11 protein-coding genes are annotated in these 20,577 nt (G+C 60.3%); 3 read left to right on the forward strand and 8 right to left on the reverse strand.

The annotated features are described in order from the left end of the window. Window positions 1-8 precede the first annotated feature (8 nt). From tssM to LQ215_RS00940, 3 genes are read left to right on the forward strand one after another with little or no spacing between them, the layout of a single operon-like run. On the forward strand, window positions 9-3,452 hold the full coding sequence (tssM, locus tag LQ215_RS00930) for a type VI secretion system membrane subunit TssM (protein WP_230146990.1): 3,444 nt from the start codon (window positions 9-11) through the stop codon (window positions 3,450-3,452). Beyond that, window positions 3,449-4,174, forward strand: coding sequence for a PP2C family protein-serine/threonine phosphatase (locus tag LQ215_RS00935; protein WP_230146991.1), 726 nt, complete (start codon window positions 3,449-3,451; stop codon window positions 4,172-4,174). Before tssM ends, LQ215_RS00935 begins: the two co-directional genes overlap by 4 nt. Before the next feature lie 29 nt (window positions 4,175-4,203). Beyond that, window positions 4,204-5,103: a serine/threonine-protein kinase gene (locus LQ215_RS00940; RefSeq protein WP_230147018.1), complete on the forward strand. Its 900-nt coding sequence runs from the start codon at window positions 4,204-4,206 to the stop codon at window positions 5,101-5,103. Between the two features lie 234 nt (window positions 5,104-5,337). Here LQ215_RS00940 and LQ215_RS00945 read toward each other — a convergent pair whose 3' ends face one another. The 8 genes from LQ215_RS00945 to LQ215_RS00980 all read right to left on the reverse strand — a co-directional run bounded on the left by LQ215_RS00945 (window position 5,338) and on the right by LQ215_RS00980 (window position 20,492). Next, entirely contained in the window at window positions 5,338-5,697 is a 360-nt protein-coding gene (locus LQ215_RS00945; protein ID WP_230146992.1) for a DUF6124 family protein, read from the reverse strand. A gap of 695 nt (window positions 5,698-6,392) precedes the next feature. Then, on the reverse strand, window positions 6,393-7,598 hold the full coding sequence (locus LQ215_RS00950; protein ID WP_230146993.1) for a hypothetical protein: 1,206 nt from the start codon (window positions 7,596-7,598) through the stop codon (window positions 6,393-6,395). Between the two features lie 275 nt (window positions 7,599-7,873). Beyond that, window positions 7,874-8,884 (reverse strand): hypothetical protein, encoded by a 1,011-nt coding sequence (locus LQ215_RS00955; RefSeq protein ID WP_230146994.1) that lies wholly within the window; start codon window positions 8,882-8,884, stop codon window positions 7,874-7,876. Window positions 8,885-8,890: 6 nt separating this feature from the next. Further along, on the reverse strand, window positions 8,891-13,285 hold the full coding sequence (locus LQ215_RS00960) for an RHS repeat-associated core domain-containing protein (RefSeq protein WP_230146995.1): 4,395 nt from the start codon (window positions 13,283-13,285) through the stop codon (window positions 8,891-8,893). A gap of 84 nt (window positions 13,286-13,369) precedes the next feature. Beyond that, on the reverse strand, window positions 13,370-13,648 hold the full coding sequence (locus tag LQ215_RS00965; RefSeq protein ID WP_003206947.1) for a hypothetical protein: 279 nt from the start codon (window positions 13,646-13,648) through the stop codon (window positions 13,370-13,372). A gap of 1 nt (window position 13,649) precedes the next feature. Continuing rightward, window positions 13,650-18,089: an RHS repeat-associated core domain-containing protein gene (locus tag LQ215_RS00970; RefSeq protein WP_230146996.1), complete on the reverse strand. Its 4,440-nt coding sequence runs from the start codon at window positions 18,087-18,089 to the stop codon at window positions 13,650-13,652. Between the two features lie 12 nt (window positions 18,090-18,101). Then, a complete protein-coding gene (locus LQ215_RS00975; protein WP_003206943.1) occupies window positions 18,102-18,536 on the reverse strand; it encodes a DcrB-related protein in 435 nt (144 codons plus the stop codon). 18 nt (window positions 18,537-18,554) lie between these two features. Continuing rightward, complete coding sequence (locus LQ215_RS00980) at window positions 18,555-20,492, reverse strand: type VI secretion system Vgr family protein (protein ID WP_230146997.1); 1,938 nt, start codon at window positions 20,490-20,492, stop codon at window positions 18,555-18,557. Window positions 20,493-20,577: the final 85 nt, after the last annotated feature.

Here is a 20,577-nt window from a genome sequence, read left to right on the forward strand (position 1 = left end):
GACGTGTCATGAAATTGCTTTTCAGGAAAGCCGGCGCCTGGGTGCGCCAGACGTGGATTTGGACGCTGTTGGCGGTGCTTTGTATCGCGTTGCTGGTGTGGTTCGCCGGGCCACTCCTGGCCGTCAATGACTACAAGTTCTGGGCAAGCCCGACGGCGCGGTTGCTGACCGTCAGCGTGCTTCTGCTGGGCTGGGGCCTGGCCATGGTTTTCGTCAATGGGCGCGCCGGCTCAAGCGCGAACCTCCAGCAAAACGGCCCCGAGCAGGCTCGGGCCCTGCATCAGGCCAGGATTGATGATGAGCAGTGCGAAGTGCGCTCGCGCTTCAAGCAGGCATTATCCACGCTAAGGTCCTCGAGCCTTTATCCCGGCCGCAGCGAACGCTGGCGCAACGATCTGCCGTGGTATCTGCTGATCGGCCCGCCTGCCAGCGGCAAGACCAGTCTGCTGGATTGCTCGGGCCTGGAGTTCCCTCTCGACAGGCCTGAGCGCAGGCCAATTGGCGACACCTCGGGTACTCGTTATTGCGATTGGTATTTTGCCGAGCACGCCGTGCTGGTCGACACTGCCGGGCGCTACCTGACCCAAACGGACAGTGAGGTCGACAGCAGCGCCTGGGCCGTATTGCTTGAACGGCTGCGCAAGCGTCGCCGCAGTCGTCCGTTGAGCGGTGTACTGGTGACGGTACCGACCGAGGTCCTGTTGCTGGGCAGCGAGGACGAAGTGACCACGCTGGCCCGCCAGATTCGTGGCCGCTTGCAGGAACTGCAAAGACGACTGCACATCGATGTCCCGATTTACCTGATCCTGAGCAAAGCGGACGGCGTACCGGGTTTCAATGAGTTCTTTGATTCGTTGACTGGCGAAGAAAACGACCAGGTATTGGGTGCGAGTTTCAGTCGGGACCAGCGTGGCAGTGACGTGGCTGTGCTACGTGCCGAGTTCGAGGCGCTGCTGCATCGCCTCAACAGCCAGGTGATCATGCGCATGCATCAGGAGCGCGACCCTCTGCGTCGTAGCTGCATGCTTGATTTCCCTCACCAACTGGGACAACTCAGCACCGGCCTGTGTCTGCTGGTCGAGCAGGCGTTTACCGGCAGCGTCGGTACGTTGCGGGGTTTCTACCTGACCTGCGCATCATCGCCAGGCCGAACCAATACCGCGCCTGGTGGGCGCTCGCGGTTCATTCATCACTTGATCAGCCGGGTGATTTTTCCGGAAGCCGATCTGACCGATCTCGTGCAGCACGAGCGCCGTCGTCTCCATTGGGGACAGCGAGCCTTGTATTTCGGGGCGCTGACGGTCATTGGCGCTTGTGGGCTGTTGTGGGCGAATGGTTTTTCAGCCAACCACGAACGTCTGGACAACTTGCGTACGCTGGCGCAACGCTGGGATCAGCAGCAATCGGCCAAGGTGACAGGGGATGACTGGACCGCGATGCTCGAGTCCCTGGATGTCCGTTTCGAGGCCACCCAGGTTTTCCCACCCGACAGGGCGGTGCCTTTGCATGAACGCGTCGGCCTGTACCAGGGCGACGCGAGCAACCCTGTGGTGAACGACGCCTACGAACGTGAATTACAGGCGCAATTGCTGCCGCAGGTTGCCCAGAGACTGGAAGCGCATGTCCGCAACAATTGGCATGACCGTGAGCAACTGCTCAACAGCCTGCGCGCGTACTTGATGCTGGGCCTGCAAGAGCGCCGCGATATTGCCTGGCTCAAGGAATGGCTGGCCAACGAAGGGTCGCTTCGTTACCCCGGCAACGCGGCGCTACAGGACGGCCTGAATGCGCACTTCGCGCGCCTGTTGGAGCTGCCCTTCGTCCATGCGCTCAACGAGCCGTTGGTGGCCCAGGCCCGGGAAGCCTTGCGCCGTGAGTCCCTGGCGGCTGTCGTGTACAGAATGCTGCATGAACAGGCCAGCCATCTGCCGCAATACCGCCTCAGCCAACACCTGGGCTCGCAAGGTGGGTTGCTGGTCGGCACCGATCGTGTGATTCCCGGTTTCTATACCCGCCAGGGTTACGAACGCTACTTTTCGGTTCAAGGCACGGCCCTGGTCACCGAATTGCTGCGGGACAACTGGGTGCTGGGTGAAGGTGAGGGCCTCAGCGGCATGGACATGCGTCGCTTGATGGTCGAACTCGAACAGCTGTATTTTCGTGATTATGCCGACCACTGGAGCGAAGCAGTCGGCCAGGTTGCCCTGCAAACCATCAGCAATGCGGGTCAGGGCGCCGAGCAGCTCGCGGGGCTGACCTCGGCTCACTCGCCGATTCTGCGAATGCTGGTGCAAGTGCGCGAACACACTCGCATCCAGGCTGTTGCCGAGCAAATCGACGACCTGACGCAAGCGCCAGGGAACGGTGGACATGCCGTTACAAAACTCGCCGCGGTGGCTGGGAAAGCCGCTGTGTCCTTGACCGAAAATCTGCCGGACACCGCGCAGAAATCCTTGCGGCGGCGTTTCGAACCGCTGCATCGCCTGCTGGACCCGGACAATGGTCCGACGGCTGACCTGGTCCAGGCCTTACAGGCCCTTGATGAGGTGCAACTGCAACTGGCGAACCTGGCCCGGGCCAGTGCACCGGAACAAGCAGCGTTCGAGCTGGCCAGGCACCGAATGGGCGGTCAGCGCGATGCGTTGAGTCACCTGCGCAGTGCGTCCGCCCGTCTACCGCGTCCGGTCAATGCGTGGTTCAACGTGCTGGCCGAGGACAGCTGGCGTTTGGTGCTCAACGACTCGTACCGCTACCTCAACCAGCGTTATCAGAGCGAGCTGTACAGCTTTTACGGCAAGGCAATCAACAAGCGATATCCGTTCAGTGCCCACAGTGCCAGCGACGTCGCACTCAATGACTTCCGAGAGTTCTTCAAGGACCAGGGCATCGTCGATCGATTCTTCGACAATTACCTGCAACCCTTCGTCAGCGGTCCTGCGGGACACTACCGCCTGCGCAGCATCGACGGTCAGAGCTTGCCGATGTCCCGGGTCTATCTCGATCAGATGGCAACCGCGCACACCATTCGCCGGAGCTTTTTCGCCGAAAACCCGACCGAGCCAAAAGTGCAGTTCAAACTTGAGCCGTACACCCTGGACCCGACGGTAAGCCGGGCTGAATTCCGTTTCGGTGACCAAATGCTTGAATACCGCCACGGTCCGATCCTGCCGGTAGCGTTTACCTGGCCAAGCGACGCGCAGAATGGCCGAACCGCCCTGGTGCTGGACAAAATGGTTGGGCGAGGCGTGGGCATCGAGAAAAATACCGGTCCGTGGTCGCTGTTTCGGTTGTTCGACCTGATGCAGAGTGAATACCTGACCGGGCGCGATGTCCGCGTATTGAAGGCGGACCTGGGTGGCCTGCGCGCCAACTATCTGCTGACGAGCCAACGCACGCCGAACCCTTTCGACATGAGCGTGCTGCGCACATTTCGCCTGCCGGTGCAGCTTTGATGGAGGCTGGCCCCTGGTACAGCGCCGCGCGCACGGACCCTGGCAAGACCCGGCCACGTAATGAGGATGCTTTTCTCGACTGCCCACAACAGGGAGTGTGGGCGGTGGCCGACGGGATGGGTGGCCACTGGGGGGGTGAGATTGCCAGCCAGTTGATCGTTGCCAACCTGACGGAACTGCCGCTGTACCGGGACTTGGCTGAACGTTCGAAAGCGGTGCGCCAATGCCTGCGCTGGACCAACCGGCGACTGAGCCAGGAGCTTACTGTCACCGACGATCATCCCGGTATTATCGGCAGCACGGTAGTGGCACTGTTGTTGGAAGGAAACCGCGGGGTCTGCATCTGGGCGGGCGACAGCCGTTGTTATCTGTGGCGCGGTCGGCGACTGTACCAACTGACCAAGGACCATTCACTGCAACAGCAATTGATCGACACGCAACACATCAGTCGCGATGAAGCCTGCGCCCATCCTGCAGCCAAGGCATTGACCCGTGCGGTCGGTGCAGCCCCAGAGTTGACGCTGGAGGTGTTGGAGCTGGACGTTCACCCGGGCGATACATTCTTGCTATGCAGTGACGGCTTGTACCAAGGCCTCGGCGCGCAAGCTCTCGGCAGTGCCTTGGACCTGGCTCCGCCACGTGTGGCGTTGGAGCATCTTTTTGACGACGCTCTGCGTGGCCCTGCGCGGGATAACCTGACGGCCGTGGTGGTCCGACCGTGAATGAAGAGGGTAGCCATCCGGCGTATTCCATCTTCGCCAACGCAGTGCCTGCTGTGACATCCAGCCAGCGTTGCTTCAGCGAAACACCGCACATACTCGCAGGTCGCTATCGCCTTGAACGCTTGCTTGGGGCGGGCGGTATGGGGGTGGTCTATCGCGCGCAGGATCTGCTGCACGAACAATTCGCTGATCCCGATCCGTACCTTGCCGTGAAGATGCTCAGCGAGGCATTCGACGCGTCCCCCGATGCGAGTGCGCTGCTCTACAGCGAGTTCGCCCTGACGCGGCGATTGCACCACCCGAATATTTTGCATCCCTTCACCTTCGAAGTGGATGCAGCCCAACGACGGGCCTTCATCACCATGGAGCTGATGCGTGGCCTGACCTTGGACAAACTGCTTTGCGAACGGCCCCTCGGGTTGCCTTGGCTCGAACTCAAGGCTATCGCCGTGCCGCTGCTCGATGCCCTGGCGTACGCCCACGGTCGTGGGGTACTGCATGGCGACGTGAAGCCCAGCAACATCATGTTGAGCGAAGAAGGCCTGCGCCTGTTCGATTTCGGTTTGGGCCGGGCCGAGGAAGGGCCTTCGCAGCACCTGCCGAACCTGAACCGTGAGCGCCTCAACGCCTGGACGCCGGGTTACGCGGCGCCTGAACTGCTTGAAGGTGAGCCCCTGTCAGCGGGTGCCGATGTCTACGCTGTGGCTTGCGTGCTGTATGAACTGGCGAGCGGCCAACACCCGTTCCAACGCTTACCCGCCACCCAGGCTCGCGATGCCCGGTTGGAACGCGTGCTCAAGGCCCCGCGCAACCTACCCAGGCGTTGCTGGCCCGCGCTGCGGATGGCACTGGCGTTTGAGCCGGGGCAGCGGCGTATGGGGGCGGCTCGGTTGCGTGATGCTTTGGGGGGCGTCTCGTCCTGGTGGTGACATCCCCCTGTTGGAGCTTGCTCGCGAAGGCGGCAGTACATACACATCTAAATCCGCCTCTTTCTCGATTGAAGATGTCGGCGATCCGTGGCGAGGGAGCTTGCTCCCGCTCGGCGGCGCAGCCGTCGTAAATCGGCTGATGCGGTTTGTCTGTAGGAATGCGCCCGCCGTTTTGGGGCGGCTTCGCCACCCAGCGGGAGCAAGCTCCCTCGCCACGGGGTGGTGGTGTAGCGGCTAGCGCGGGTCGACGTTATCCAGCACACGGCTGGCCAGCATCGAACTCAGTTCGATCAGTTGCTGGATGCCGAGGGCGATGTGGCGTCGGGGGCCTTCGAGGTCGAAGGCCAGGTTGCTGATCATCGCGTCGGCCGATGCCAGGTTTTCGCTGAGGTTGGCGAGCAGGCATTCGTTGTCGGCGTTTTTTGCCACGGTGAAAAGCTGGTCCGGTTTGGATGCATCTTCGGATTTTTCCGGTTTCGGTAGCAGGTAGTGATCCAAGACGCGCTTTTCTGCTTCGTCTTGTTTTTTCGTTTTGGATTTAGTGGACGCAGAGGTGCGATCTGCTTCGGGGGGATTCGGTGTAATTTTGAACATGGTGCAGCTCCTTTCGTAAGAGGAACCATCACCGTCTGCCGCCAAGCAGATGGGGTGACGGATTACACAAGGTTGGCGGACCGGAACGAAAGGAACCCGGCATCCCCGAAGGGATCCTTGCGCAACCCGCCATAACATGGGAATGCCAATGCCAGATGCATCGCAATCCTATTGAGGGGCTGTTGCGCCTTTCGAGTATTGGGCCGCCAAGCCCGACCACTGATGGGCAGTGGCAGGGAAACGATAGAACCCACGGGCAAGGCGCACAAGCGGGCGGATTCTGGCGTAGTTGTAGGCAATGGCGCAAGGATTCGTAGCTTGGTGGAAGCGTTGCGCAGGGAGAATAAACAAGCCTTTGTAATGCTCTGGATTGGAGGCGAGGGAGCTTGCTCTCTCTCGATGGTGTAGCGGTTTTTCTGTAGGAATGCGCCGGCCTTTTTGGGGCTGCTGCGCAGCCCAGCGGGGCGGTGCGACGTTTCGCTAAATCCCCTCGTCACAGGTTGGTGGTGTAGCGGTTAGCGCGGGTCGACGTTATCCGGCACTCGGTTCGCCAGCTGTGAACTCCCATTTTCTGAATAGCTAAGCGTAATCAATAAATAAGCGTCAAGAGAGTTCGGTCTCCGACGCCTCATTTTTGTGCCCTGTCTTTTGTCTATCCATGTGCACCGGTAAATATCGAAAGGTGCGCAATTTTTTTATTCCGTTATCAACTCTATCTTTTTGCTATATATCGTTGTGCCGGCCTCAATGCTGTCAATCCTTTTCAGCTGGGTCTCAGCTTGTTTTGCTGCTTCTTCCTTTTTTTTCGCACTGGCTCCGCTTTGTAAAACTGCCTGTGCTTGTTCCAGCTTTGATTTTGCATCGCTCAGCAAAAACTCTCGGGCTTTTGCTTTGGTATTCAATACCTCGATGCACCAAGCCGAGAATTTTATCTGGCCTTCATTCGGATCCGGCAACAAAAGAGCCGACATGCACAGTTGCTGTTCATCATCGGCAAGCACAATTTTGTTAACAATCCCTTCGACCGTTGTTGCTACTTGTTGAAGGTGAGCATCTGATCGTTGGCTGCCCATGCCCGTGGTCTCTATTCTTACCTTGGTTTCGCCATCCACCAGCACGCCTTTTGTTTCGGCTATTGCGCTGTCGATAACGGTTCTATCGTCTTTCAGGTTTTTAATTTTTTCCGCCAAGCCCGATGCGGTTTGATCCATTTCCGACGTATCAGCATTGGCATCCGCTTTTTTTGCATCACTGATTTTTTTGTCTACGGCCGTCTTCTCTGCTTCTAGCGCAGAAATTCTATCGCTGACCTTCTCTCTTTCGGCTCTTTGCTCGGAAAGTGATTTTGTCGCTTCAGCCCGGCCACTTGTCGTGAGGGCTATCGGAGGGGCTTTGACTGTTCCGGTCAGTTGTTCAATTGCCAAGAGGGCGACGGTGTTTTTTTGGAAGCGTCTCATGAGGAGGTCGTATTGAGGGGCGCTTATCGAGCCAGACATGTAGCTTTCACACAAGCGGTAGCCGAAATCACGTAGCAACTGAATGCTTTGCGTGCGTATGCCGGTGAATGCCGCCCCGTCCTGCATGGCGAAAGCCAATTCACCGCTTGCCTTACCTGGATACCCCCCTTTTGCCGCCAACTCATAAGCAAGGGAGGCCATTGCGTCGGGGCTTGGTTCTGCACACACAACCGTCTCTTTCTTTATCTGCTCTTCCCGCACGTACTTTCCGGTCGGGTCGTATTTTTTGGTTATGGTCTCATTGGGGGCGACCAGTATGGCTCTCTGTCGAATATCAACCATGGGGCTTTCCCCACGAGAAATATCAAATGTCCGATAGATACTGTTCAGGTTGGCGCAGCCGGCGATAAACATAATGATGAAAGCTAATAAGGTCCCCTTCATGGCGCATGGCTCCCTTTGCTCGGCGATGATGGCACTTTGGTATAGCTCATGGAATCAATGTTCGCGACCGAGCTGAGCAAAGAATTTTTGGGAGGCCCATCCGTGACGTCTTTTTCTAACAAGCGGGGCCGCTGCGCAGCCCAGCGGGAGCAAGCTCCCTCGCCACGGGATTTGCGCTTAACTTGCGCCTGGTCATTTGTTCGCATGCGTCAGGTCGGACTGCTTGCTTACAGATATTGATTTAGTCGCGGGAGCGCAGATGCATCGTTAGGTATCTACTGGCTGTACAAGATGTTGTAGAACGAGGCTTGCTCATCCTCGATCAAGGACAGATCGTGCCCCGTGGGGACTTTTTCGAACATCGCTTTGTTAACCGCCATCCGACGCATGATGATCACCTCCAGCAATTGACCGAACAGCGCTTCATCACGGACGTAATTTTTCAGCTTTAGAATTTCGCGAGGCTTGTCTTTCAGGACGTGAAAGGCGTAATTCATCACAACCATGTTGGAGACGAACAGGTTCTCCGTTGACTGAAGCGGATTGACCGCATCGATCAAAGCATCAAATATTTTTGGCCTGTCCTGAGCATAGGTGGGCAAAAAAACGTCGGGGTACATAAGCTCGCTGTGACGATCATTGATCGCGAAGCGGTAACGGGTATCGTCGGGCTCGGTGAGTAACATGACTGTGCTTGTTTGAAACGTTTTCAGCGTACTGAGCAGTTCATGCTCTTTCCTGCTGTCGGCTTTGATCGCTTTGTAGACCAGATCAATCACATCCAGAAAAGCCACGGTCCCCAGCCCATCGGTCGCCATCATCAACTGATTGCCCTCGATGCTGAACCGACGATACGCCTCGTCATCAATGCTCAATTCGAAGAGGAGGAACCTGAGCATGTAGTTCCGAAGGCGCGCATCCGCATCCAGGGCGCTGTTCTTCAAGCTGATCAGCTGGATCAGGTAGAAGAAAATGAAGTATTCCTTGTTGGTTCGTTGACGATTGTCGATTTCAAGCAGGTAGCCAAAGCGCGACAGGACCAGGAGGAGGCAGTAGCAGTCTGGCTCTGTGAAACCGTTTTTCAACATGGCTTTTTCGAAAGCGCTGGCGGAAAACAAATCCCGCCAGCGGCTAACGCTGAAGGGAGCGCCATTGTGTTTTCTCGCGACGACGGACAGCAGGGCAGGCTCGTCTTCTTCGTAAAAAACAGCACCCAACGCCTTCGGATACGGCCGGACGTTCAGGAAATTTTCAAGCTTGTATGAGAGAAGATCGAATATGTCCATCTGGCTTTATCCGCAGGTCTTCCATTTTCCGTTCGGGCCTTTCTTCTCGACACGAAAGGACGTAATGGTTTTATTGAATTTATCCAATAATCGGAAACCGATGCCTCTGGCCTTGGGCTCATTCGTCTTGGACAGCACGCCATCTTTCAGGCCCGTCTCTTTATAGTCAACGGTAGAGATGTCCTTGTGGTTATTGAGCATGCTGACCCCTTCGTTATTGACGGTGGCCACTACCCGATACTTTTCATTGCCTGGGTTGAATCCAGGGTTACTGTCCTGGTTGACCCAGACCGCTTTCTCTCCTCGGATATTCGGAACCAAGCCGCCTTTGCCTCCATTGGCAGCCTTGGATGAGACCGTTTCGCTCTCGCCCATGTAGCGGATAATCTCATTCTCTTTGAGCCCCAGCGGGTCGATCCAGGTAAATGGATTCGGTGCGTAGCGATAAAGATTCAGGCTTGCGGCCAGGCCCAACGGGTCGGGCGTGGTGAAGCGGCCTATGTCGGGATCATAGAAGCGGAAGGTGTTGTAGTGCAGGCCTGTTTCCCGGTCCAGGTATTGCCCTTGAAAGCGCAGGTTCTGTTCTTCGATGTAGTACGGCTCACGGACTTCATCGGTGGTGTTGCCCCATACCTGGTAGTGAGCGTGCCATAGCGGATGGCCGTCACTTTCCGTCAAGGTTTGTGGCAGACCATTGGGGTCGTTGTGGTAATAGCGGATGCGTTGATGCTCACCGATGCCGTCGACCCGGGCCAAAGGCTCGTGACTGTCGCCAATGTAGAGGTACAGGCTGGTCAGGCTATTTTTATGTTCCTTGAGTAATTGCAGGCCATCCCAGTCGAAACGCGTGCGGGCGATGAGACGGCCGTTGTTGTCATGTTCGGTTTTCTCGATCCTTCGGCCCAACGGGTCGTAGCGCATCCTGACGATGTTTTCACCGTCGGGTTTTTGCGTTCGAACTTCAACCAGCCGATGATCCGAGTCGTAACTGAAACGCTGCAGGCCATGGCGCCCACTGCGCTTTTCAATCATTCGGCCAAAACCATCGTAGCGATAGTGTTTATCCTGATAGCGCTTGAGTTGGTTGTGCGTAACCCGTCCACCTGTACCGGGTGAACTGTCGAGGAGATTGGCGGCGGCATCGAAGGAAAATGTTTCATTCTGGCCTTGTCGAGTGCCTTGGCTTGCCAGGATCCGACCCGTCACATCGTAGTGCAGCAATTGGCGTTGTTGACCTTTTGGCTGCCGTTCAAGGCGCCCCACCAGGTGGTCGCCAGGATCAAACTCAAAATGGGTTTGATCTGCGGCAGGCATCAACGACGACTGGGTGTGCCGACGTTGGCGGCTGCGTAAGCGCCCGCTACGGTCATACTCACTCCGTGTGCTGATTTGGCCTTGGGTGCGCAGCACCTCTCGATGCAGCCGGTCGCGTTCGAAGTCGCTGATGACGTGGCCGTCGAGGTTGATTTGGTGCAGATGACCACTGCCGTAGTACAGGCGATTGACCCAACGGCCGTCGGGTAGGTGGCTCTGGATCAGGTTGCCGAGTTCGTCGTAATGATGCTTCAGAACGCCTGCTGAACTCTGCTCCTCAGTCAGATAACCCAGCGCGTCATAAGCAAAGCCCAGTCGTTGTTCGTTGCCGTCGTTATCGATGACGGTGGCTTCGATTAACTGATTCAACGGGCTATAGCTGTACCGGGACTGTCCATCAGGTGTAATTCGGGTGGTCAGCCGGCCAATGGCATCACGTTCCAGATGATGAACAATGGTCTTTTCGCTGGGCTGATGATCACCTCGCGGCGCTGCGACGGTTTCGACTCGTTTTACGTTGTTGAGGGCGTCGTATGTGTAGCCTTTGGCGCTGCCGTCCAGGTCCTGCTGCTCGATCAACCGATCCCCGATATCCCAGGCAAACCGGTAGCTCTCGCCATTCTCGTTGGTCAGCGCTTGCAGCCGGCCGAAGCTGTCATACGCAAACTGCACCTGCCGGCCTTGGGCGTCGGTGCGTTGGCGGACCTGGCCGCGGCGGTTGTGTTGGTAGAGCGTGGTGTGCCCGGCCGGGTCGGTGTAGCCGGTGAGTTGGCCGGCGGTGTCGCGCTGGTAGTGTTCGGTGCGGCCGTCCGGCAACTGGCTGCTGAGCAAGCGCCCTTGGGCGTCGTAGCTGAATTGGGTGCGCTCGCCGAGGGCGTCGGTGATGGTTTGCAGGTAACCGCGCGCGTCGTAGCTGAAGCGCGTCGGGTAACCCGAGCAATCGACGTGTTCCACCAATTGGCCGAACGGGTTCCAGCGCAGCTTTTTGCTTTTGCCGGTGGCGTCGATGATTTCCACGACCTGGCCGTGGGCGTCGTGGCGGTAGCGGGTGACATGGCCCAGCGGGTCGGTTTCCGCGGTGCAGTTGCCGCGTTGATCGTAGCGGTATTTCCAGCTGTGGCCGGCGGCGTTGGTGTCCACCAGCGGCAGGGCCCAGTGTTCGAGCCAGACGGTGGATTCGCTGCGGCCCAACGGGTCGGTTTCGCTGATCAGGTTGCCGGCGTCGTCATAGCTGAATGTGTACTGGCCGCCCTGTGGATCGGTGGCGCTGAGCAACTGGCGCTCGTCGTTCCATTCGAACAGCCACGTCTGGCCGAGGTTGTCGCTGAACTGGGTGATCTGGTGCTGGCTGTTCCAGTGTCGGATGCTGACGCGTTGCAGGCTGTCGCTGATGCGGGTGATGCCGGCCTTGAGGTCATAGTCGAACTGGTAGGCGTCGCCTTCGTCGGTCCAGTGCCGGACCACGCGCCATTCCTGGTCGTCGATCAGGGCCCATTCGTAGAAGCAGTGCAGGCCGGTCGGCAACTGGTGCTCGACCATTCGTTGCCCGGCGTCGTAGCGAAAGTGCCGTTGCACCTGGCCGGTGGCGTCGCGCACTTCGGCGAGGGTGTTGGCCGCGTCGTAGGCATAGCTGACCAGCACCTCCCGCGTTTGGTCGGGGTAGAGGCGTTCGATGTGGGTGACGCGTTCGCCTGCGCGGATCAGTTCGACTTGCACCAGGTCGAAGGTGTCGCGCAGTCGCACCAGGCGTCCGGCGTCGTCGTAGTCGAGGTGGATGCGGTTGTCGTTGCGGTCGCCCAGTTGGCTCAGGCGCAAGTGGGATGGGTTGGCTGGCGAAGGTTCGAACAAACGGTACAGGCCGTCTTCGCTTTCGATCAGCAATTGCCCGTTCACATGGCGGCGCACGGCCAGGCCTTCGCCGGCGCTGAACACCGCGCCGCCCAACGGGATGGAACCCATGTCGATGGGGCGGCCCTGTTCGTCGGTGTAGACCAGGGTGTCGCCGCCGTCGGGGTGGGGCTGGATTTGCACCTGGACTTCGTAGGCGACGCTCCAGCCGGTGCCGAACAAACTGTTTTGGCGTTCGTCACGGCTGTTGTACACGCGCTGCCAGTCGATGGGTAGGATGCCGGGCAGGACGAAATCCAGATCCTCGTCACCGCCCAATACTTTGGCCCCGGTGGCGGCATGCACCGGGTTCGACGAGCCCATGGCGGCGTTGGCGGCCGCGTTCGCCGCGCTGCTGGCGGCCATGGACACCGCGCCGCCCACCAGCATGCACGGCAGTTTGCTGAAGAATTTGCCCTTGCCGCCCTTGAGCATCAGCAGCGCGGTGACCGCCAGGCCCACGCCCGGGGTCTTGCCGCTGCGGATCTCGCGCACCACCACCGAGCCGCCGCCAATGGTCACGTCAGGGGAAATCAGCCCGGCCGACACCACCGTCGCGTCGCAGGTGCTGCGGTCGCCGCTGCGCACGGCGGGCTGGCCGTTGATGGTGACCTTGTCCGAACCTTCGGCCATGAACTGCGGTGGCATGGGTGGGTGCTTGGTGCAGATCACCAGGTCTTCCGGCCGGGTCTCGGTACCGGGGGCGGGCGAGGCGACCGTGGGGCGCCACATCTGCGAGAAGAAATTCCCGGCCATGTCCAGGTAGCTGGGTTCTTCTTCAGGCTCCGGGGCTTCAAGCTCGGTGCCGGCGGGCGCGACATGGGAAACAACAGCGCCGGCGGCGCGGGCCGAGGGGATGTTGTTGGTGAAGGTGTCCTTGGAGCCGGTGAGGATGTTGGCCTGCACCGTGGGCGGAAAGAGGGCGTTGCCGATGCCCTCGCATAAATTGCTCAGGCCTTTGTCGGCCCCGGTCTTGCTCATGGCCAGGCCGACGATGGTACCCACCACCAGGCCGAGGACGAAGCAGCCCAGGCCGCCAGTGACGACGGTGATGCCCGTGGCCGCGACCACGGCGGCGGTCGCCAGGGCGGTGATCGCGATGTTGGCCGCCACCTCCAATACGCCGCCAAGGATGTCGGCCATCATCGAGGTGTGGTTGAGTGCATCGCCCAGGCGGGCGGCCCAGAGCGCGTCAGACATGCAGGTTGCTCAGGCGGGTAGGGGGGCTGGGGAATGTGGGTTCAAGCAATTTGATGCCTTCCATTGCATCTGTGTCCTTGTGGGTTATGGCATGCTCATCAGGGCCATTCTCAGGCGCTTGATCAGTTTCGGGGTCTTGAGGCAATCGGCCGGGCGTTTGTTGCCCAGGGCGGGCACGGTCTGTTCCAGCCACCAGAACCCTTCCTTGAGCCCTCTTTTTCCGTAGAGCACGACGGCCATGTCGAGGTTGTCATCCATGGCCTTGGCCAGCGCGCGTGCGTTGTCGTCGAGGTAGTCCTCTTCGTACAACCGCACGAAATGCTGCCAATCGGCATCGCCGACGTATTCGTCTTCCAGTCCCATTTTAAAAACCTGCAAAGGAAATCAAGTTGCTGCCGGTCGGGTTTCGCGCCGACGGCGCCAGGATCCCATCATAACCATTAGCCTTGGCCCAGGCGCCGATTTGATGGGTCTGGGTGTACTTGTCGCCGGTAATGCTCTTGAGGGAGACCCCCAATTGTTTGCGCACATCGGCCCGGGTCAGGTCCAAGACGTTGTTGAGCTGCACTTTCTTGCTGACCAGCACCCGTGTGGACAGGTCCACGCCCCAGTGATTGACTTCGCCCATGGCTGTCTTGCGTGAGTTGGCGCCATAGACACCGCCCAGGCCGGGGGCGGTGTAACGGTGCCTGGAGGCGACGTTCCACTTGTGCGCCGTCCAAGTCGTGCTGATCCGCCCCGGCTCTTCAAAGCGATACACCGTTCGGTTGACCTTGCGACCCTTGGGCGGCGTCGAGCATTTCATCAGCCCGAAGGGGTCGATCCAACTCACCGGGTTCGGCGCGTACTGGTAGAGGTTCAGCCCACCGGCTAAGCCGATCGGGTCCGGTGTGGTGAAGCGGCCGATGTCCGGGTCGTAGAAACGCAGGGTGTTGTAGTGCAGCCCGGTTTCGCGGTCCAGGTATTGGCCCTGGAAGCGCAGGTTCTGCTCTTCGATGTAATACGGTTCGCGCAGCTCTTCGGCGGTGTTGCCCCACACTTGGTAACGGGCTCGCCAGAGTGTGTGGCCGTCGGCTTCCGAGAGCTGTTCGGGCAGGCCGTTGAGGTCGTTGTGGTAATAACGGACCTTCTGTTGCTCGCCCAGGCCGTCGACCCTCGCCAGGGGGTCGTGGCTGTCGTCGGCGTAGATGTAGAGGCTGGTCTGGCTGTCGCGGTGTTCCTGCAAAAGTTGCAGCGCATCCCAGGTGAAACGGGTGCGGTTGAGCAGCGTGGCGTGGCGGTCGTACTCGGCTTTTTCGATACGTCGACCCAACGGGTCATAGGTCATTTTTACGACGGAGCCGTTATCGTTGCGCACTTCCACCAGGCGTTGTTCAGCATCGTAGCGAAAACGCTGGACGCCACGGCGGGCGCTGCGTTTTTCCACCATGCGACCGAAACCGTCATAGCGGTAGCGCTTGTCCTTGTAGGTCAACAAGCGGTTATGCGCGACCTGGCCTGTGCCCAGACCGTCCAGCAGGTTGGCGGCCGGGTCATAGGCGAAGCTTTCACGCTGGCCTTGAAGGTTGTCCTGGCTGGCGAGAATGCGGCCGGTGGCGTCATAGTGCAGCAATTGGCGATGGGACGCTTCGGGCTGGCTGTCGAAGCGCTCCACCCGCTGATCGCTGGCGTCATAACCAAACAGTGATTGCGCCACGGGCGGCAGCAGCGTGGACTGACCCTGTTGCCGCCGCTGACGGGCCCGCAGGCGGCCACTGCGGTCGTATTCGCTGCGGGTGCTCTGGCGCCCCTGGGTGCGCAGCACTTCGCGGTGCAGGCGGTCGCGTTCGAAATCACTGATGACCTGGCCGTCGAGGTTGATCTGGTGCAGGTGACCGCTGCCGTAGTGCAGGCGGTTCAGCCAACGACCGTCGGGAAGCAGCGTCTGGGTCAGGTTGCCCAGTTCGTCATAGCGATGTTCGAGGTTCCCCGCCCAGCCTTGCTCGGTAATCAATTGCCCCAGGGCGTCGTAACGCAAGCCCAGGCTTTGTACTTCACCGGTCTGGCTGGTGAAGGTGATCGCGTTGACCTGGTCGAGCGCGTCATAGCGGTACTCGGTGCGCCCGTCTGCGGTGACTTTCGCCACCAGTCGCCCCATCGCATCGCGCTCCAGCTCATGAATGATGGGGGCTTGGGGCGAGAGGTCCAGGTCGGTGCTGCCGGGCACCGCGAGCGCTTCCACGCGGGTGACGTTGTCCAGCGGGTCGTAGGCGTAGCGCTTGAGGCTGCCGTCCAGGCTGTGTTGGGCGGTCAAGCGGTCGGCGGCGTCCCAGGCAAACCGGTAGCGCTCACCGTTTTCGTTGGTCAGGGCCAGCAGGCGCCCGTAGTTGTCGTAGCTCAGCTCAACCCGGCGGCCATGGGCGTCGGTGCGCACCCGCAGTTGACCGCTTAGGGTGTGTTGGAAATTTGTCGTGTGTCCAGCCGGGTCGCTATAGCCGATCAACTGTCCGCTTGCGTCACGCTGATAGTGCTCGGTACGCCCGTCCGGCAGTTGCTTGCTCAGCAGCCGACCCTGGTCGTCGTAGCTGAAAAGCGTCCGCTCTCCCAGTGCGTCGGTGCTGCTGAGCAACAGCCCGCGCTCGCAATAGCTCAACCGTGTGGTGTAACCGGAACAATCGGTGTGTTCGCTCAGTTGCCCAAGGGCCGTCCAGCGCATGGTCTTGCTTTTGCCGGTGGCGTCGATGACCTCCACCACTTGGCCGTGGGCGTCGTGGCGATAGCGGGTGACGTGGCCCAGCGGGTCGGTTTCGCGAATGCGGTTGCCCCGCGCGTCATAGCGGTACTGCCAGGTATTTCCCGCGGCATCGGTTTCAGCCAGGGGCAGGGCCCAGTGTTCGAGCCACAGGGTTGACTCGCTGCGCCCCAGCGGGTCGCGGGTTTCGCAGAGGTTCCCGGCTTCGTCATAGCTGAACTGATGTTGTCCGCCGTTGGGATCGGTCGCCCCCAGCAACTGGCTTTCGTCGTTCCACTGGAAGGTCCAGGTGCGATCCAACGGGTCGGTGGTTTCGGTGATCTGATAGCGGGTATCCCAGCGACGGGTGCTGATGCGCTGCAAGCCGTCGGTGATGCGCGTGGTCCCGGCGGCCAGGTCGTAATCGAAGGTGTAGGCGTCGCCCGCGTCGGTCCAGTGGCGAACCACGCGCCATTCCAGGTTTTCAACCAACGCCCATTCATAGAAACAGCGAAGCCCGGTAGGCAGTTGGTGTTCCACCATTCGCCGCCCGGCGTCGTAGGCGTAGCGACGTTTTACCTGGTCGTTGGACTGACGGACCTGCGCTAGATCGCCCTGGCCGTCGTAGCCATAGTGCATCAGCACTTCCCGGCGTTGATCGGCATAGAGGCGGTCGATCCGGCTGACCCGTTGTGGCCAGCGCTCGTCATACGCCAGTGCGATGCGGGTCAGGTCGAAGGTGTCACGCAGTTGCGCCAGGCGTCCGTTGTCGTCGTAGTCCAGGTAGATACGGTTGTCGTTGCGGTCACCCAGTTGGTTCAGGCGTAGCAGCGCTGCATTGGCTGGCGTGGGTTCGAACAAGCGGTACAGTCCGTCCGCGCTCTCTACCAGCAGCTCGCCGTTGGCATGCCGTCGCACGCTGAGGCCTTCACCGGCACTGAACACGGCGCCGCCCAACGGGATGGAACCCATGTCGATGCGTCGGCCCTGTTCGTCGCTATAAACCAGGGTTTCGCCGCCGTCTGGATGGGGCAGGATTTCGACGCGCACCTCATAGGGCACGCTCCAACCGGCACCGAACAACCCGTCGCGGCGTTCGTCGCGGCTGTTGTAGAAGCGTTGCCAGTCGATCGGCAAGATGCCGGGCAGGACGAAGTCCATCTCCTCGACATCGCCCAACACTTTGGCCCCGGTGGCGGCGTGCACGGGGTTCGAGGAGCCCATCGCGGCGTTGGCCGCGGCGCCCATCGCGCTACTGACCGCCATCGACGCCGCACCGCCGACCAACATGCACGGCAGGTTACTGAGGAATTTACCCTTGCCGCCCTTTAGCATCAGCAGCGCCGTGACCGCCAGCCCGACGCCCGGGGTCTTGCCGCTGCGGATCTCGCGCACCACCACCGAACCGCCGCCAATGGTCACGTCAGGGGAAATCAGTCCGGCCGACACCACGGTCGCATCGCAGGTGCTGCGGTCGCCGCTGCGCACCGCGGGCTGACCGTTGATGGTGACTTTGTCCGAGCCTTCGGCCAGGAATTGCGGCGGCATCGGCGGGTGTTTCATGCAGATGATCATGTCCAGCGGCTTGGGCACGGCACCGGGCGCGGGCACGGCGACGGTGGGACGCCACATCTGTGAGAAGAAATTCTCGGCCATGTCCAGGTAGCTGGGTTCGGCTTCGGGTGCTTCAAGTTCGGTGCCGGCCGGCGCGACATGGGACTCGATCGCTCCGGCGGCGCGGGCGGCAGGGATGTTGTTGGTCAAGGTGTCGGTGGAGCCGGTGAGGATGTTGGCCTGCACCGTGGGCGGGAAGAGGGCGTTGCCGATGCCCTCGCATATGTCGCTTAGCCCCTTGTCGGCCCCGGTCTTGCTCATGGCGAGGCCGACCACGGCGCCCACCACCGCGCCGAGTAGGAAGCAACCCAAGCCGCCAGTGGCAACGGTAATGCCCGTGGCCGCCACCACGGCAGCCGTCGCTACCGCGGTGATCGCAATGTTCGCGGCTACTTCCAGGACGCCGCCGAGGATATCGGCCATCATCGAGGTGTGGTTCAGCGCGTCGCCTAGCCGAGCGGCCCAGAGTGCGTCAGACATGCAAGGTGCTCATCAAGCCAGAACGTCGAACAGCAGCGAACCCTTGATCGTTGCCCAATGTGCCGCTTCGGCATCGCCCAGTTTCTCGGCTTTCACGTAGCTCAGGGCAAGCATTTTGCGGGTGCCGGGCAGTACCAGGGCCAACTGGAACTGGAAGACCTTTTCATTGCCCTTGTTGAACTGGCTGCGCAATTCGATGGCTTCGACTTCCTGGTTGGCGCCCACGCGCACGGTGGCGCCCGGTTGGCAGCGCAGGTCCTGGACCTGTTTTTCCAGGCGCTTGAGCTGGTCGTCGAGGTTGCTTTGCAGGGTCTCGCCCTCGGTCAGCAAACTGCGGCTGACGATCAAGGACGTGCCCAGCTCGGGGAACTTGAGGATGTTGATTGTCGCGTCCAGCAATTCGCTGGGCGGCAGCTGGAACTGGAATTCATTGAGGCGGTAAGTCATGGCGCAAAAATCTCGAGGTTAGCCCTTGGGTGCAGGGAACGCGGCTTGGATGTTGGCATCGATGCTGCCCTTGACGCCCTGGCCGTCCGGCGTGGCTCCGGGGCCGCCGCCGTTGTTCAGGTGCAGCACGCCGCCGGTGTTGAACTCGGCATCGCCGCTGGCGTAGAAGCTGATCTGTACGCCGGTCAGGTTGATCTGGCCGCTGGCGTTGAGCTCCAGGATGCTTTCACCGCACACCAGGCGCAGGTTTTCGCCCACTTCAATCACGTAGCTCTGGCTGATGCTGTCGGTCTTGCGCTGGCCGACGGAGAGGATGTCCTCCTGCTTGACGATGCGCAGGCGGTTGTTGCCGATGGTCACCGTCTCGTTGTGGCCGATGCTCTTGTTGCGGTCATGGCCCACCGAGTGGCTTTCATCCACCTCGACCACGATGTCCTGGTTACGCTCGGCGTGGATGTACAGTTGCTCGGCGCCTTTCTTGTCTTCCATGCGGATTTCGTTGAAATTCGCCGGCGTGCCGCCCTTGCTCGAACGGCTTTTCATCCCGCTCTGGGTGGCATTGGCGGGCAAGTCATAGGGCACGGTCTGTTCGGCATTGTAGACGCGACCGGTGATGATCGGCCGATCCGGGTCGCCTTCGAGGAAACTGACGATCACTTCCTGGCCAATGCGCGGGATCTGCATCGAGCCCCAGTTTTTCCCGGCCCATGCCTGCGACACGCGAATCCAGCACGAGCTGTTTTCGTTGGACTGGTCGTGCCGATCCCAATAGAAGTGCACCTTCACTCGGCCGAACTGATCGGTCCAGATTTCCTCGCCCTTGGGACCCACCACTAAGGCAGTCTGCGGGCCCTTGACGATAGGGCGATGGGTGATGGGCAGCGGCCGATAGCTTTGCTGGGCGTCGATGCAGGTCAGGCTGCTTTCGAACTGTGCTGTCGGCGCGCCGCCGCCGGTTTCGCCGCTTTCCTGGGAGAGGTAGTAGCGGGCGCCGACGATCAGGTATTCGCGGTTCTGGTCCTGGCGGCTGAAGCCGGTGAGGCTGAACAGGTGCCCCGAACCCAAGCCGCGGGCGTTGCCGGCCAGTTCGACCTGTTCGTGCTGGGTCTGCAAGGCTTCGATGCGGGTGCGGGCGTAGTGTTCGCCGTCCTGGCTCTGCACGTAGGTGCCAGGGTAGTCGTACAGGGGATAGTCGCCGGCAGTGTGTGGGCGGGGCATGGCCGAGCGTACGTCGATGCGTGCGCTGGGGCGTTGGAAGTCGTAGTCGTTGAGCTCCAGCGAGCCGGGCTGGACTTCCTGGGCCAGGTGCCAGTCGTGTATGTGGTCACGCTCGCGCTGCTGCTCGTTCTTGGGATAGTAGGGCACCGAGCCGTAGCCGGGCGCCGTGGTGTGGGCTCCATAAGCGTCGGCCAGCACCAGCACATGTCGACCTTGCTCATGGCGGAAGAAGTAGTAGATCCCTTCCTGCTCCATCAGGCGGCTGACGAAGTCGAAACTGGTCTCGCGATACTGCACGCAGTATTCCCACTCGCGATAAGGCCGGCTCAGGGCGTCTTCGAAATCGGAAAAGCCCAAGTCGCGGAACACCTGCTTGATGATCTGCGGAATGGTCAGGTTCTGGAAAATCCGGCAATCGGAGGTGCGGGTCAGCAGCCATAGCCACGGGCGCAAGGTGGCCTGGTAGCTGGCGAACTGGCCTTGGTCGACGTTCTGGCTGAAACGGGCGACGATGCCATGGAAGTAGCGCTCACCACCGCCATCGAGTTGCAGGCTCACGCACATGGGCTTGCCGAGCAGCTGATTCAAGTCGATGGCGTTGTCCAGCGAATGCAGCTGCAACTCGTAGTTGAACAGCCGCCCCAGTTCTTCGCCGCCGCCCATGTCCTTGAGCAGCAGTACCTCAGGTCCCAGGGGGCTGGTGATCTTGGCCAGGCGTGAGGCTTGGTTGAATAACATCGAAGGTCTCGTGCAGGTTGTAGTAACTGGCGGAACCGAATACCACTGTGGGAGCGAGCTTGCTCGCGAAGGCGGTGTGTCAGGT

Origin of the sequence: Pseudomonas brassicacearum, from assembly GCF_918698105.1 — a bacterium.
Taxonomy (GTDB): Bacteria; Pseudomonadota; Gammaproteobacteria; order Pseudomonadales; family Pseudomonadaceae; genus Aquipseudomonas; species Aquipseudomonas brassicacearum_F.